The 14841-nt window shown below is 66.0% G+C and carries 10 protein-coding genes and 1 pseudogene; 6 read left to right on the top strand and 5 right to left on the bottom strand.

Annotation, left to right across the window (positions count from 1 at the left end; all coding sequences use genetic code 11):
• Positions 1-118: 118 nt before the first annotated feature.
• Both clpB and QNN98_RS03570 read right to left on the bottom strand, forming a co-directional pair.
• Positions 119-2743: an ATP-dependent chaperone ClpB gene (gene clpB / locus QNN98_RS03575; protein WP_227925441.1), complete on the bottom strand. Its 2625-nt coding sequence runs from the start codon at positions 2741-2743 to the stop codon at positions 119-121.
• Positions 2744-2883: 140 nt separating this feature from the next.
• Entirely contained in the window at positions 2884-3480 is a 597-nt protein-coding gene (locus tag QNN98_RS03570) for an SRPBCC domain-containing protein (RefSeq protein ID WP_227911748.1), read from the bottom strand.
• A 427-nt stretch (positions 3481-3907) separates the two neighbouring features.
• Between QNN98_RS03570 and betT the strand changes: the two genes are divergently transcribed.
• Positions 3908-6010, top strand: coding sequence for a choline BCCT transporter BetT (gene betT, locus QNN98_RS03565; RefSeq protein WP_227911749.1), 2103 nt, complete (start codon positions 3908-3910; stop codon positions 6008-6010).
• A 54-nt stretch (positions 6011-6064) separates the two neighbouring features.
• A complete protein-coding gene (locus tag QNN98_RS03560; RefSeq protein ID WP_283996288.1) occupies positions 6065-8056 on the top strand; it encodes a penicillin-binding transpeptidase domain-containing protein in 1992 nt (663 codons plus the stop codon).
• Positions 8057-8173: 117 nt separating this feature from the next.
• On the opposite strand, the pseudogene QNN98_RS03555 reads toward QNN98_RS03560, so the two are convergent.
• Positions 8174-8569, bottom strand: a pseudogene (locus tag QNN98_RS03555) (YccF domain-containing protein); the annotation flags it as partial.
• Between the two features lie 105 nt (positions 8570-8674).
• Here QNN98_RS03555 and QNN98_RS03550 point away from each other — a divergent pair.
• Entirely contained in the window at positions 8675-9136 is a 462-nt protein-coding gene (locus tag QNN98_RS03550; protein ID WP_283996287.1) for a pyridoxamine 5'-phosphate oxidase family protein, read from the top strand.
• 66 nt (positions 9137-9202) lie between these two features.
• Here the strand turns inward: QNN98_RS03550 and QNN98_RS03545 are convergent, their stop codons facing one another.
• The gene (locus tag QNN98_RS03545) at positions 9203-10816 is read right to left on the bottom strand and encodes a DEAD/DEAH box helicase (RefSeq protein WP_283996286.1); all 1614 of its coding nucleotides are present in this window, start codon (positions 10814-10816) and stop codon (positions 9203-9205) included.
• A gap of 278 nt (positions 10817-11094) precedes the next feature.
• Between QNN98_RS03545 and trmB the strand changes: the two genes are divergently transcribed.
• A complete protein-coding gene (trmB, locus tag QNN98_RS03540) occupies positions 11095-11964 on the top strand; it encodes a tRNA (guanosine(46)-N7)-methyltransferase TrmB (RefSeq protein ID WP_227925446.1) in 870 nt (289 codons plus the stop codon).
• Here the strand turns inward: trmB and QNN98_RS03535 are convergent.
• Positions 11961-12713 carry an SDR family oxidoreductase gene (locus QNN98_RS03535; RefSeq protein ID WP_283996285.1) on the bottom strand — a complete coding sequence of 251 codons (753 nt, stop codon included), beginning with the start codon at positions 12711-12713 and terminating at the stop codon, positions 11961-11963. The two genes, trmB and QNN98_RS03535, sit on opposite strands and share 4 nt — an antisense overlap.
• A gap of 101 nt (positions 12714-12814) precedes the next feature.
• Here QNN98_RS03535 and QNN98_RS03530 point away from each other — a divergent pair, with 101 nt between their 5' ends.
• Both QNN98_RS03530 and QNN98_RS03525 read left to right on the top strand, forming a co-directional pair.
• Positions 12815-13654 carry a helix-turn-helix transcriptional regulator gene (locus QNN98_RS03530; protein ID WP_283996284.1) on the top strand — a complete coding sequence of 280 codons (840 nt, stop codon included), beginning with the start codon at positions 12815-12817 and terminating at the stop codon, positions 13652-13654.
• Between the two features lie 150 nt (positions 13655-13804).
• Positions 13805-14785 carry an NYN domain-containing protein gene (locus QNN98_RS03525; RefSeq protein ID WP_283996283.1) on the top strand — a complete coding sequence of 327 codons (981 nt, stop codon included), beginning with the start codon at positions 13805-13807 and terminating at the stop codon, positions 14783-14785.
• Positions 14786-14841 lie beyond the last annotated feature (56 nt).

Raw genomic sequence — 14841 nt, 5'->3', positions numbered from 1 at the left:
CCCCACCCCCCCCCACCAAAAAAACAACAAAAACACCCCCCCCGGGCGGGGCCCCCCCCCCCCCCCCCACGCCGTTCGTTTGTTGCCGTTCGTTTCTACTTGCGCTGCCGGGTCCCGGTCAGCTGACTGCAGCCACCGTGAGTCCGGTTTCGGCCACCAGGCCATCGCCGTCCAGCCCGTCCGGCGCACGGTCCACCAGCACGGTGTCCCCGTCGCTGATCTTCCCGGCCAGAATGCCGCGGGCCAGCTTGTCACCGATTTCCCGCTGCACCAGGCGCCGCAGCGGACGGGCACCGTAGGCCGGATCGTAGCCGGTCAGGGCCAGCCACTCGCGGGCGGCGTCGGTCACTTCCAGCACCAGCCGGCGCTCGTGGAGGCGTGCCGCGAGCGCCCGGACCTGGATGTCCACGATCTTCGTCAGGTCTTCCAAGCTCAGCGGATCAAACAGGATGACGTCGTCGAGGCGGTTGAGGAACTCCGGCTTGAAGTTCGCGTTGACCATGGCCATCACCGACTCGCGTTTCTGCTCGTCGTTCATGCCCGGGTCCACCAGGAACTGGGAGCCGATGTTCGAGGTGAGGATCAGGATCACGTTGCGGAAGTCCACTGTGCGGCCCTGGCCGTCCGTCAGCCGCCCGTCGTCGAGCACCTGGAGCAGGATGTCGAAGACGTCCGGGTGGGCCTTTTCCACCTCATCCAGCAGGATCACGGAATAAGGCCGGCGCCGGACCGCTTCGGTCAACTGTCCGCCTTCCTCGTAGCCCACGTAGCCAGGAGGGGCACCCACCAGCCGGGACACGGCGTGCTTCTCCGAGTACTCACTCATGTCGATGCGGACCATGGCCCGTTCGTCGTCGAACAGGAAGTCCGCCAGCGCCTTGGCCAGCTCGGTCTTGCCGACGCCGGTGGGGCCCAGGAACATAAACGAACCGGTGGGCCGGTCCGGGTCGCTGACGCCGGCCCGTGAGCGGCGCACCGCGTCGGACACCGCAGCCACCGCCTTCGTCTGGCCGATCAGGCGGGAACCGAGGGCCTCTTCCATGTCCAGCAGCTTCTGCGATTCGCCCTGCAGCATCCGCCCGGCAGGGATGCCGGTCCACGCGGACACCACTTCGGCAATGTCATCCGCAGTGACCTCTTCGGACACCATCAGCTCCTGGGCTTCCTCCCCGTTTTTGCTCGCCTCCGCCTGCTGGGCGGCGTCGAGTTCCTTCTGCCGTGCGGGGATCTCGCCGTAGAGGATGCGCGAGGCTTCCGTGAGGTCGCCGTCGCGCTGTGCCTTTTCGGCCAGGCTGCGCAGCTCGTCTATCTTTGCCTTGAGGTCACCAACCCGGTTCAGGCCGGCCTTTTCCGCTTCCCAGCGGGCATTGAGCGCTGCCAGCTGTTCCTTCCGGTTCGCCATGTCCTCGCGCAGTACGGCAAGGCGTTCCATGGAAGCCTCGTCCGTCTCATTGGCCAGGGCCAGTTCCTCCATGGTCAACCGGTCCACCGCGCGGCGCAGCTCGTCGATTTCCTCCGGAGCGGAGTCGATTTCCATGCGCAGCCGGGAGGCGGCCTCATCCACCAGGTCAATGGCCTTGTCCGGTAGCTGGCGGCCCGTGATGTAGCGGTTGGACAAGGTGGCGGCGGCAACCAGTGCCGAGTCCGCAATGGCCACCTTGTGATGCGCCTCGTAGCGCTCCTTCAAGCCGCGCAGGATACCGATGGTGTCCGGAACGCTGGGCTCGCCTACGTAAACCTGCTGGAAACGGCGTTCCAGTGCGGCGTCCTTTTCAATGTTTTCGCGGTACTCGTCCAGGGTGGTGGCGCCGATCAGGCGCAGCTCCCCGCGGGCCAGCATGGGTTTGAGCATGTTGCCGGCGTCCATGGACCCTTCGGCGGCACCTGCCCCCACTACCGTGTGCAGCTCGTCGATGAAGGTGACAATCTGCCCTTCGGCATTGGAGATCTCTTCCAGCACGGCCTTGAATCGTTCTTCAAATTCGCCGCGGTACTTCGCCCCGGCCACCATGGAGCCCAGGTCGAGGGACAGCAGGGTCTTGCCGTTGAGGCTTTCCGGGACGTCGCCGGCAACCATGCGCTGGGCGAGGCCTTCGACGACGGCGGTTTTGCCCACCCCCGGCTCTCCTATCAGTACCGGATTGTTCTTGGTCCGGCGGCTGAGGACCTGGATCACGCGCCGAATTTCCGCGTCCCGGCCGATAACCGGATCCAGTTTTCCGGACCGTGCCATCTCGGTCAGGTCGGTACTGAACTTTTCCAGGGCCTGGAAGGTGTTCTCCGGATCGGCGTTGGTCACTTTACGGTCTCCTCGTACGGATGGAAGCACGGCAATCAGGGCGTCATGCCCTGCGTTGTTGTCCCGCAGCACCTTGCCCGCCGGGCCGCTGTCCAGTGACAGGCCCAGCAGCAGGTGTTCGGTGGATACAAAGGCATCTCCCAGCTGCTCCGCTTCGTGCTGAGCGGCACTGATGACCTGGAGCAGGGGCCGTGAGAACTGCGGCTGGGCCACGGAGGACCCTGAAGAGGATGGCAGCTGGTGAATGGCGTTGCTGGCCGCAGCACTCACCGTGTCGACATTCACGCCGGCGGCCTTGAGCAGGGCCACGGCCACACCCTGCCGCTGGTCCATCAGGGCTTTGAGCAGGTGGGACGGTTCGATCTGCGGGTTACCGGCAGTGTTGGCGTTCATGGCCGCAGCCGAGAGCGCCTCTTGGCTCTTGTTCGTGAATTTGGTGTCCACGGATGGCTCCTCAAAACCTCAGCAATATTCAGCCTCAGTGCTGGTCATATAACAAAGTTGAGTCTAGTTAGCTCAACTTTGAAAGTAAAGTTATCCACAGCACTCTTGGGGCGCCCGTCCCAAGGCGGCGCCGGCGTCTCCTACGGGGCGCGCTCCGCCTCAAACTCGTCGGCAGCCCGGCGCCAGCTCTCGTTCCGGGCGTCGAACAGGTCCACCAGCTCTCCTTCGATCTTCAAATCCGGCATAAGTCCCGGCGGCTTTTGCGGGATGGTGCCGCCCAGGTACTCCTCCAGCATGTCCAGGAAGAACTCCCACCCCGCCCCGCCGGTCCAGATCCCGCCGCCGGGTGCCGCGGTGGTGGCAAACCCCTTGCGGACCGAGGCGTAAAGCAGTTCTATCCGGGTCTGGCTGTCTTCGGCCGTCAGATGCAGCTCCAACTCGGCAGGGGCTGCCCCTTCCCGGATCCAGGACACGGTGAGCAGGCGGGGCGGATCACAGCGCAGGATGTCACCATGGGATCCGTCGGGCAGACTGTAGTTTCCTCCCCTCCGCAAATCCCCCTCCGGCTGCGCCAGCCATTCAGCCACGCGGTCAGGTTCAGCCAGCGCGGACCACACCTCTCCGATGGGATGCCCGATGTCCCTGGCCATCACAACCATCAGTGCGTGGCCGGCCTGAATCTGCCGGCGGCCCAAGGACCGCTCCGTCCTTCTGAGAATCGTGTCCAAATCGGACATCCGCTCACTCCTCCGTAGAACAACCGGCACCCGATCCGGGTCCTTGCGCGGCTGTCGACGCCGCTCGGGCCGTCGGAAGGTGTCCAGTTGGAAGCGAGTTGTGTCGTTGGCCACAAGAGGGCCATTTCTCCAAAACGGTAGCAGGGAAAGCAGGCCCTGCACAGGCCGGGAAGGCTGCCCTGGCCCGGCATCCTGGGCTTGCACCTGCCATGTCCGTGTGAGCCGGGTCAAAGGAATCGAGGCACTGCGGGGATTTTGGTAGATTCGAAAATGCCTCCGGACAGCGCTTCGCGCTGCAGTCCCCCGGGTGCCCGCCCGCTCCGTTTGGCCTGCGGACGCCTAGGTGTACGCCGCGCCGCGGCCGCCTCCGCCATCCCGTGCTGCCGGAGCGCCTGAAGCTCCGTAGCAACCCAAGGATCGATCCTCAATGAGCAATCTCGCGGAAGCGGAGAAAGCGGACACCGCTGCTCCGCGGACCCGGGTTAATACAACGGTTTTCATCGGTTCGGCCGCCGGAATTCTCGCCATTGCCCTCTGGGCCATGCTGGCCTCCGGCAATGCCGATTCCGTTATCGGTTCCATGGTGGGCTGGGTTTCGGTCAACATGGGCTGGTACTACTTCCTGGTGGTCAGCCTCGTGGTGATTTTTGTCCTGGCCACGGCGCTGACCCGCGTCGGTAAGACGAAGCTCGGCCCTGACCATTCCAGGCCGCAGTTCAGCATGTTCACATGGGCCGCCATGCTGTTCGCCGCCGGCATCGGCATTGACCTGATGTTCTTCTCGGTCTCCGAGCCGGTCTCGCAGTATCTGGCCCCGCCCGCCGGCGATCCCGGCACTGCCGAAGCGGCACGCAATGCCCTGGTACTGACCCTGTTCCATTACGGCATAACCGGCTGGGCACTGTATGCCCTGATGGGACTGGCCCTCGGCTACTTTGCCTACCGGCACAACCTGCCGCTGAGCATCCGCTCGGCCCTGTACCCGATTTTCGGCAGGAAGATCGAAGGTCCGCTTGGCCACAGCGTGGACATTGCCGCCCTGCTGGGGACCATCTTCGGCATTGCCACCTCTCTCGGCATCGGCGTGGTGCAGTTGAACTATGGACTGAACGTCATGTTCGGACTGCCCGAAAACCTGACGGTGCAGGTTTCCCTGATTGCCTTGTCCGTCATCATGGCCACCATTTCCACCGTCTCCGGTGTGGAGAAAGGCATCCGCCGGCTCTCCGAGCTCAATGTGGTCCTCGCCGTCGGGCTGATGCTTTTCGTCCTGGTCGCCGGCAACACCAACTTCCTGCTCGACGGCATTGTCCAGAACATCGGGGATGTCCTCAGCAACTTCCCGTCCATGACCATGGACACCATGGCCTATGACCGGCCGGATGCCTGGTTGAGTTCCTGGACCCTGTTCTTCTGGGCTTGGTGGATTGCCTGGGCACCGTTCGTCGGACTCTTCCTGGCCCGGATCTCCCGGGGCCGGACCATCCGCGAATTCGTCCTCGGCACCATGATCGTGCCGTTTGCCTTCATCCTGCTGTGGATATCCATCTTCGGGAACTCCGCGCTTGACCTGGTCATGACCGGCAACACAGCGTTCGGGGAGGTGGCAATGAACCAGCCCGAACGCGCCTTCTACGGACTGCTGGAACAGTACCCCTGGGCGCCGGCGACGGCGGCCATCGCCACCTTCACCGGCCTGCTGTTCTACGTGACCTCCGCAGACTCCGGCGCCCTGGTGATGGCCAATTTCACCTCCCACCTCAGCGATGCCGACTCCGACGGGCCGAAGTGGCTGCGGGTGTTCTGGTCAGTGGCCACCGGCCTGCTTACCCTCGCGATGCTGATGGTCGGCGGGGTGACCACGCTGCAGAACGCCACCATCATCATGGGGCTGCCGCTGTCCATCCTCCTGCTGTTCATCATGCTCGGGGTCTATAAGGCCCTGCGGGTAGAGAACACGCTGACCGACAGCTACCGGGCTTCCCTGCCGAGCATCATCGCAGGACGCGGCTTGGACGCGCGCGGCGGCCTCAGCTGGCGCCAGCGCCTCTCCCGCGTGATGACCTACCCGGGTCCGCGGCAGGCCGAACGCTTCCTGCAAACCGTCGCCCGGCCTGCCCTGCAGGAAGTCCATGACGAACTGAAGGCGCGGGGCGCCGACGTCGTACTGTGCGAAGGAGAGGTGGCTCCGTACGGCATCCACCATCTGGACCTGCAGGTGGGCATGGCGCAGGAGCGCGGCTTCAAATACCAGATCTACCCCGTGCGGTGCGATACCCCGTCCTATGCCCACAACGCGTCAGCGGAAACCAAGTATTTCCGGATGGAGGTTTTCTCCCTCGAGGGCAGCCACGGCTATGACCTCATGGGCTATAGCAAGGAACAGGTCATCACCGATGTTTTGGACCATTACGAGACCCATCTGGAGTTCCTGCACCTGAACCGCGAGGTGCCGGGCAACACCTCCATCGCCGAGGACCAGGTTCCCAAGGACAACTGGGAAACCGACTTCGCACAGCGCCGGGAATAACAACAGGCCTGCCACATCCGCAGGTTCGGGAGGGCAGGCAGGTACCCTGTCGGGATGGGGAAAAACCGCACACCCGTTTCCGTTCTCGCCGTCGCCGCTCTGGCCCTGAGCCTTGTCTCCTGTTCGGCGGACAAGCCGTCACCGGATGACGCCGCCGCTACCCTGGCCGAGGGCCTGGGCAACCTGGATGTGTCAGGATCTGCCTTTACGGCGGGAACTCCGGACCAGATCAACAAGGAGCTTCAGACCCTGCTGGCCGACATGGGGCCCCTGCGGCCGGACGTCACCGTGGCCGGTGTCGACGAAGATCCCGATGACAAGGACACCGCGTCCGCCAAGCTTGGGTATGCCTGGGACGTGAACGGGGATTCGCGGCCGGACTGGAACTATGAAAGCACTGTCCGGCTCGAACGCGGCGAGGATGATCAGTGGCTGGTCCAGTGGGCGCCGTCGGTGCTGTTCGATTCCCTGGCCGACGGCGACCGGTTGGCCCGCGCGACCGTGCCGCCTCCCGCCCGCGGCGACATCCTGGACCGGAACGGGGCGCCGTTGATGACTTCCCGTCCGGTGCTGCGGATCGGCATCAACAAGCCCGACGTCCCGGAGGGGCAGGAGGCGTCCTCCGCCGCCGCGCTGGCCGCCCTGGTGGGACTGGACCCCGAGGCCTACACCGCGCAGGTGCAGGCCTCCGGCCCGGAAGCGTTCGTGGAGGCGCTGGTGCAGCGCGCCGAGGCGGACGGACCGGCCACGATTCAGAGCGTTGAAGCCATCCCCGGCGCCGCGGCGCTGCCCGCGCAGCGCATCCTGGCGCCCACGCGGAGCTTCGCCCGGGCGTTGCTCGGCACCGTAGGCGAGGCCACCGCCGAGGCGATCGAGAAGTCCGAAGGCCGGCTGTCCGCGGGCGACCTGACCGGCCTTTCCGGACTCCAGCAGCAGTACGACGAGCAACTGCGGGGCAGCGACGGAGTGAGCATCACTGTCGAAAACGCGGGCGGAAGCAAGGGCGTTTTTGCCACGGACGCCCTTTCCGGCACCGATGTACAGACCACCCTCGATCCCCGCCTGCAGGAGCTGGCCGAGGCAGTCCTGGAAGGCGAGCCCTCGGCGTCGGCCCTGGTCGCCATCCAGCCTTCCACGGGCGATATCCTCACCGTGGCCAACGGGCCGGGCAGCGGAGGCCAGCAGACGGCCCTGCTGGGCCAGTATCCGCCCGGCTCCACGTTCAAGACTGCCTCTGCCCTGGCCATGCTGCGCAACGGCGTCACTCCGGAGTCCACGGTCCAGTGCCCGGCCGAACTCAACGTTGACGGGCGGAACTTCGCCAACGTCCCCGGCTACCCCGCCAACGCAACCGGAGACATCCCGCTACGTACGGCATTCGCCAACTCGTGCAACACGGCCTTCCTGAACGCACGCGACACGGTTTCCCAGCAGGCCTTGGCGGATGCGGCAGCGGATCTGGGCATCGGTGTGGACGCGGCCATCGGCACGCCCGCGTTCCTGGGATCGGTTCCGGCGGAGGCCGAGGGCACCGCCCACGCAGCGTCGCTGATCGGGCAGGGCGAAGTCCTCGTTTCGCCGCTGGCCATGGCCGTGGCCGGAGCGTCCATCAGCAAGGGCGAGCGGGTGGCACCGGCGCTGGTCCGTCCCGTCGCGGGAACAGAGGGGACAGCCCCGGCCGCATCGGCGCCTGCCGACCCGTCGGCTGGGGCGAAGGCATCGGCTGCTCCGTCAGCAAGTGAATCGGCGGCCCCCGCCCCTGCTCCCAGTAAGCTCACCGCCGCGGAAGCTGCGTCCCTGCGGGAGATGATGCGCGCCGTCGTCGCCGAGGGCGGCGTACAGATGCTGCTGGACGTGCCGGGCGACCCTGTGCTGGCTAAGTCGGGGACCGCGGAGTTTGGCGGCGAGGACCCGCCCCAGACCCACGCCTGGGTACTGTCCATCCAGGGTGACCTGGCCGTCGCGGTGTTCGTGGAACAGGGCGAACGGGGTTCGACGTCGGGTGGCCCGCTGATGAAGCAGTTCCTGACCGGCGCCCGGGGCTAGTACTGCCGGGACTAGTACTGCCGTTGGCTAGTACTGGCCCGGGCGGTACTCCCCCGGGCCGTACTGCCCCGGCACCGCCCGGCCCGAATAGCCGGGCTGGCGGTAGGCGTTGCCGGCGTACGGGGTGATTTGCCAGGTGTCCGTAGGCACAATGACCTTGCCCAGCGGCATCAGGGAAATGGGCAGCATCTTCAGGTTCGCGATGCCCAGCGGGATGCCCACAATGCTCACGAACATGGGGATGGCGGTCATCACGTGGCCGATGGCGATCCAGATGCCGGCCAGCAGCAGCCAGATGATGTTACCCACCATGCTCAGCGGTCCGGTAAAGCCGCCCCGGTCCACCACCGTGCGGCCGAACGGCCACAGCGCGTAGTTGGCAATGCGGAAGGACGCGATGCCGAACGGAATGGTCACGATCAGCAGGCAGCAGATCACACCGGCCAGCGCATACCCCAGCGCCAGCCAAATACCGCCGAACAGGAGCCAGATGACGTTGAGGATTGCGCGCATTCATCCATTGTTCTCCACCGGCCCGGGTTTAGCCACGGCACCGGCTCCAGCCACGCCCGCAGTTCCTACTTAGCCCCGCTGCCCTTCCTGTCCTACACTGGCGCCATGCCGACTTCCGGGGAAACCGCCGCAGACCAGCTCACCTCCAGCCAGTGCTGGGACTATATCCGGAAAGCCCGGTTCGGCCGGCTGGCCGTAGTCGTGGAGGGCCACCCGGAGATTTTTCCGGTGAACTTCGCCGTGGACCACGGCACCGTTGTGTTCCGGACCGCCGCCGGCACCAAGCTGTCCGGGGCGCTTTCGGGCAGTTCGGTGGCGTTTGAGATTGACGGCTATGACGACAATCTTTCCTCCGCCTGGAGCGTGGTGCTCAAAGGCACCGCTTCCCTGCTGGAGGACAACGCCGAGCTGATGGCTTCGGAGGAGCTTCCCCTTTTCCCCTGGCAGGCGGGCGTTAAGAACGCCTTTGTCCGAGTCGATCCGGAGGTCACCTCCGGGCGCCGGTTCCTGATTTCCAACGCCGCCCGGCGCAATGTGCTGCGCGGCATGGGGCTGTACACCGAGTAGGTCTGCGCGCAAAACAAAAAAGAGGTCCCGCATCCGGTGGATGCGGGACCTCTTTTCTCAGAACCCTTAGCGGGAGCGGCGCTCGTTGGAGGCCGGGGCGGTGGCGCGGCGGGGACCGGCGGCACGTGCCGGACGGCCCGATGCGCCGCCGGAACGCTGGCCGCTGCCGGCGCCTTCGGCACGCTGGCCGGTGGCGGGGCGGCGGTTGCGGCCTGCAGCGGTGGCAGCACCGGCGCTGGCGCGGCGTCCTTCGGTGGCACGGGCCGGACGCTGGGTGCGGCCGCTGTCACCGGCTGCAGCGCGGTCGTTGCGTTCGCTGCGTTCCGTACGCTCGGGACGTTCGGCGGAAACCCGCCCGCGTCCGCCGTTGCCGCCGCGTCCGCCGGCGCGGGGTGCACTGGTGGAACGGGCCGCGCGCTTGCGCTGGGCATTGGCGCCGGTGGAACGGCCGCCGCCCTGCTGCGGCGACTTGGCTGCCAGCTGCGCGGCACGGACATGCGGTTCCACAACGGCCGCGCGTTCGCCGACGAGCTTGGCGATGGACGGGGAGTTGTGGCTGACCTTCTCGATGGAAACGTCGACGCCGGCAGCCTTCATCAGCTTCGACACCTCGCTCTTCTGCTCCGGGAGGGTCAGCGTGACCACGGTTCCGCTGGATCCGGCGCGGGCCGTACGGCCTGAACGGTGCAGGTAGGCCTTGTGTTCCGTGGGCGGATCAATGTGGACTACGAGCTCCACGTCGTCCACGTGGACGCCCCGGGCGGCGACGTCGGTGGCCACCAGGACCCGGACATCGCCGGAAGCGAACTCCGCCAGGTTCCGGTCACGGGCATTCTGGGACAGGTTGCCGTGCAGGTCCACCGTGGGGATGCCGTTGTCCGTGAGGAACTGGGCCATCTTGCGGGCGTGGTGCTTGGTGCGCATGAACATGATGCGGCGGCCCTGGCCCCCGGCCAGTTCCTTGACCAGCAGCTTCTTGGCCGTTTGGTCCTGGACCAGCAGCACGTGGTGCTCCATGGTGGAGACCGCTGCCTGCGGCTCATCCACGGAGTGCGTCAGCGGGTTGGACAGGTAACGGCGGACCAGCTTGTCCACACCGTTGTCCAGGGTGGCGGAGAACAGCATCCGCTGGCCCTTTTCCGGAGTGCGGTCCAGCAGGCGCTGGACAACCGGCAGGAAGCCAAGGTCGGCCATGTGGTCGGCCTCGTCCAGCACGGTGATCTCGACGGACTCAAGGCTGATGACCTTCTGCTTCATCAGGTCCTCGAGGCGGCCGGGGCAGGCAATGACGATGTCGACGCCGGCCTTCAGTGCCTTTTCCTGGCGCTGCTGGGACACGCCGCCGTAGATCACGGTGGTGTTCAGGCCCAGTTCCTTGGCCAGCGGCTCAATCACGTTGTTGATCTGTGTGGCCAGTTCGCGGGTGGGTGCCAGGACCAGGCCCAGCGGGCGGTTCGGACGGCGGCGGTAAGCTGCCTCGTTCTCGGCCAGTCGGGTGACCAGCGGCAGGGAGAAGGCGAGGGTCTTGCCGGAGCCGGTGCGCCCGCGGCCCAGGACGTCGCGGCCTTTAAGGGTGTCGGGGAGGGTTTCCACCTGGATGGGGAACGCCTCGTCGATTCCGGCGGCAGCGAGGGAGGAAACAAGTGCCTTGGGCACACCAAGGGCAGCAAAAGTGGTCATAAAAGACAGGCAACTTTCGGTAAGAGGCCCCCAACGCCGTTTGGGCCGGGGGTTCGCCGAAGAAAAGTCAGACAGTGTCTACCGCGCTAACAGGCGGGACAAAAGAAAGCGTTCATCGACGCAGGCTGGACTGCTTACACACACGGCTGCAACCTTTGGCTGCGGCCGTGGCAGGACCAACATCTCCCTACAGTTTACCGTAATGCGGAAAGTTTCCTAATCGGGGCGGGCGGCAGCGGTGAAAACCGGGGCCCCGGCAGCCGATAGCATTAACGGTGATGACTACTGAACCAGCCCTGCCGCAGGCCGAGGGCACCGACCCTGACATCGACGTTGACTCCGAAACTGACGAGGACCGGCATTTCCGCTCTCCGGTCTCCTTTGTCCGGCGCGGCTCGCGCCTCCAGGGCCGCCGCCAGCAGGCCTGGGATGAACTGTCGGACCGTTTTGTGGTGGATGTGCCGCGCGAGGAAGCCGATACCTCGGTGCATCCGGAGTACGTGTTCGACGCCGCGGCGGAGTTCGGGCGCACCGCACCCCTCGTCGTCGAAATCGGGTCTGGACTCGGTGAAGCCGTCACGCACGCCGCGGAGCAGAACCCGGACAAGGACTTCCTTGCCGTGGAGGTCTACCTGCCCGGCCTGGCACAGACCCTGCAGCGCATCGGGCAGAAGGGCCTGACCAACGTGCGTGTGGTGCAGGCCAACGCCCCCGAGGTGCTGACCAGCATGCTCCCCGCCGGATCCGTGGACGAAGTATGGGTGTTTTTCCCGGACCCCTGGCACAAGACCCGCCACCACAAGCGGCGCCTCGTCAAGGAGTCCTTCGCCGAGCTGGTGGCCCGGGTCCTGGTGCCCGGCGGCACGTGGCGGCTGGCCACTGACTGGTCCGACTACGCCGTACAGATGCGCGAAGTCCTGGACGCCTCCGAACAGTTTGAGAACCTGCATACCGGCGAGCAGGCCGGCGAACAGGGTCCGCTGACCCGGGTGCACCGTGAAGGCCTCGAGAACAAGGTGCCGGAGGACGACGTCGATGAGCGCGGCGGTTGGGCTCCCCGCTTCGAGGGCCGCACCCTCACCAGCTTCGAGAACAAGGCGCACCAGGCCGGCCGGCTCATCTTCGACCTCGCCTACCGCCGGATCTAGGCCGGCACCGCAGGATTGATCGCTGCGACCGCCGCATCGTAGCGGCCTTCGGTTTCGGCAAAACGCAGGAACTTCACGGCCTCGACAAGGATTTCGTGCGCATCGGGCTGGGCCTGAAGCAGGGCCATGACCTCATCGGCGAAAGCATCCAGCGGGAGATAGTGCTCGTTCACCGAGCCGCCGGGCATCAGTTCGGTCCGGACCGCCGGCGGCACCAGTTCAATGACCTGCACGGACGTCCCGGCAAGCTGCAGCCGGAGGCCTTCGCTAAACCGGTGGATAAAGGCCTTGGTGCCGTTGTATGTCGGAGTGTTGGCCAGCGGGGTATGGGCCAGCCCGGAGGAAACGGTCATGATCACCGCATCCGGCCGGGTTTGCAGGTGCTCGATAAACGCGGCCACCAGCCGCAGCGGGCCGTTGATGTTGGTTTCCACCAGGCGCTCGGCTCCGGCGAGGAAGCTTTCGCTGCGCATGTCTTCACCGGTCATGATTCCTGCCATGGCAATCAACACGTTCAAGTCCGGGTGCCCGGCCAGCACGGTGTCGCGGGCCGCCAGGACGGAGGCCGGATCGGTGGTGTCGACGGCGACGGTGGCGAAGCCGTGTTCGGCGGCCAGCAGCTCCAGGACCTCAGCCCGCCGCCCGCCGATGATGACGGTGTTGCCGGCAGCCTGCAGGCGGACGGCGAGGGCCAGGCCGATGCCGGAGGTGGCACCGGGAATGAAAATGGTGTTTCCGTTAATGTTCATGCCCCCAGTGTTGGCCCGGCCGGCGGCGGGCGGGAGAGGAGTGTTTGTCGTAGGATTCCCGGTCCCTGTATAGAACGGCTGCGGTGGCCCATGATGGATCCATGGACCGCCCCACACTTGCCGACTTCCTCAAATCCCGCCGGGATGCCCTGCGCCCCGACGACGTCGGGCTGTCCGCCGGGACCCGGCGCCGGGTGGCCGGGCTGCGGCGGGACGAGGTTGCGACGCTGGCCGGGATGTCCGTGGACTATTACACCCGGCTGGAGCAGGCCCGCGGCCCGCAGCCTTCGGAACAGCTGCTGGGATCTCTGGCCCGGGCCCTGCGGCTGAGCTACGACGAGCGGGATTACCTCTTCCGTTTGGCTGACCGTAATCCGCCGCCCCGCGCGTCCCTGGACCCTCATGTGGCCCCTACCCTGCTGCGGGTCCTGGACCGGCTTGAGGATACGCCGGCGCTGATCCTTTCCGCGCTCGGGGAAACACTGGCGCAGAACAGGCTTTCCATGGCACTGCTGGGAGACCATTCCCGGCTCACCGGGCCCGCCCGCAGCAGCGTTTACCGTTGGTTCACCGATCCCGCTGAACGTGAGCTCTATCCGCCGGCTGACCGCGCACGGCAGGGCCGCGCCCAGGTTGCCGGGCTGCGGGTGGCAGTTTCCGCAAACTCGGCCCGTGCGCTGGAACTGGTTCGCCTGCTGCAGAAGCGCAGCCCTGAGTTCACCGAAATATGGAAGGACCACGCCGTGGCCACCCGGTTCGCCGACCACAAAACGCTGCTGCACCCGGAACTGGGCGAAATCGAGCTCGACTGCCAGACCCTGTACAGCGAAGACCAGAGCCAGGCCCTGCTGGTGCTGACTGCCGCCCCGCGCAGCGAGGCAGCGCAGAAGCTTGGCCTGCTGGCGGTGATCGGCCAGCAGCGGTTCGCCCCCGCCGGATAACCGGCCGCGAAGTACGCTCCTTCGGCGGTGCCCCGGCAGGACCGGACGGCACTGCGCCTTGACCCCGGTTTGCCCTTGCAGTACCGGCGGCGGGAAACTGGTGGTACGGATGGCAGTGAGCCCTCCGCCGGCCCAGAAGGATTTTGCACCATGCCCGAACCGAGCGACGCACGCGTCGGCCTCTATATCGACTTCGACAACATTGTCATTTCGCGCTACCAGCAACTGCACGGCCGGAACGCCTTCCAGCGCGACGGGATCCGCAATTTCGACAAGACCAACCGGGATGCAGATCCCGATATTGCCGCGAAGCTGACCGCTGCCACTGTGGACTTCAATGCGATCATCGACTTCGCCGCGTCCTTCGGCACCCTGGTGGTGAACCGGGCATACGCCGACTGGTCGGTCCCCGTCAACGCCAGCTACCAGCGGCAGCTGATGTCCCGCGCGGTGGACCTCACCCAGTTGTTCACCACCACAACGCGCGGCACCAAGAACGGTGCCGACATCCGGCTTGCCGTGGACGTGGTGGAAGACCTTTTCCGACTGCCGGACCTGACGCACATCATCATTGTGGCCGGGGATTCCGACTACATTGCCCTGGCCCAGAAGGCGAAGCGGCTGGGCCGCTTCGTGGTGGGTATCGGTGTGGCCGGTTCCACCAGCACCTCCCTGGCCGCCGCGTGCGACGAGTTCGAGGATTATGACTCCCTGCCCGGCATTGTTGCGGCTGTCGCCGCGGCACCGGGATCCGCCAAGGCCCCTACTGCGGCAATGGACCAGACCCCCAGCAAGGCCCGCAAGCTCACTGTGGTGCCCATGTTCTCGCACACCGAAGACGCCCGCTTTGAGGAGCCGGACACCGCTGAAGACATTGACCCGCGGACCCTTGCCACCGAACTGCTTGTCCGTGCACTGAAGATCGGCCATGCCAAGGGCGACGACGAGTGGCTCAACACAGGCACGGTAAAGAACCAGATGCGGCGTATGGACCCCTCCTTCAACGAAAAGCCGCTGGGCTTCCGGTCCTTCACCGACTTCCTTTCCTCCCGCAGCGACCTGGTGGAACTGGACGACGACGGCCCGCAGCGCCTTATCCGGCTGCGGCCCGAGGCCGAGGCCCGGGACTAGCCTGCTCCGGCGGGCTAGTCCCGACGAGGACATGGACGACTGCAGGCATGTTGCCG

The sequence above is a fragment of the Arthrobacter sp. zg-Y1143 genome (genome assembly GCF_030125565.1).
Classification (GTDB): Bacteria; Actinomycetota; Actinomycetes; order Actinomycetales; family Micrococcaceae; genus Arthrobacter_B.
The sequence above is the reverse complement of the archived record's forward strand: the minus strand, read 5'-3'. Positions and strand labels throughout refer to the sequence as shown.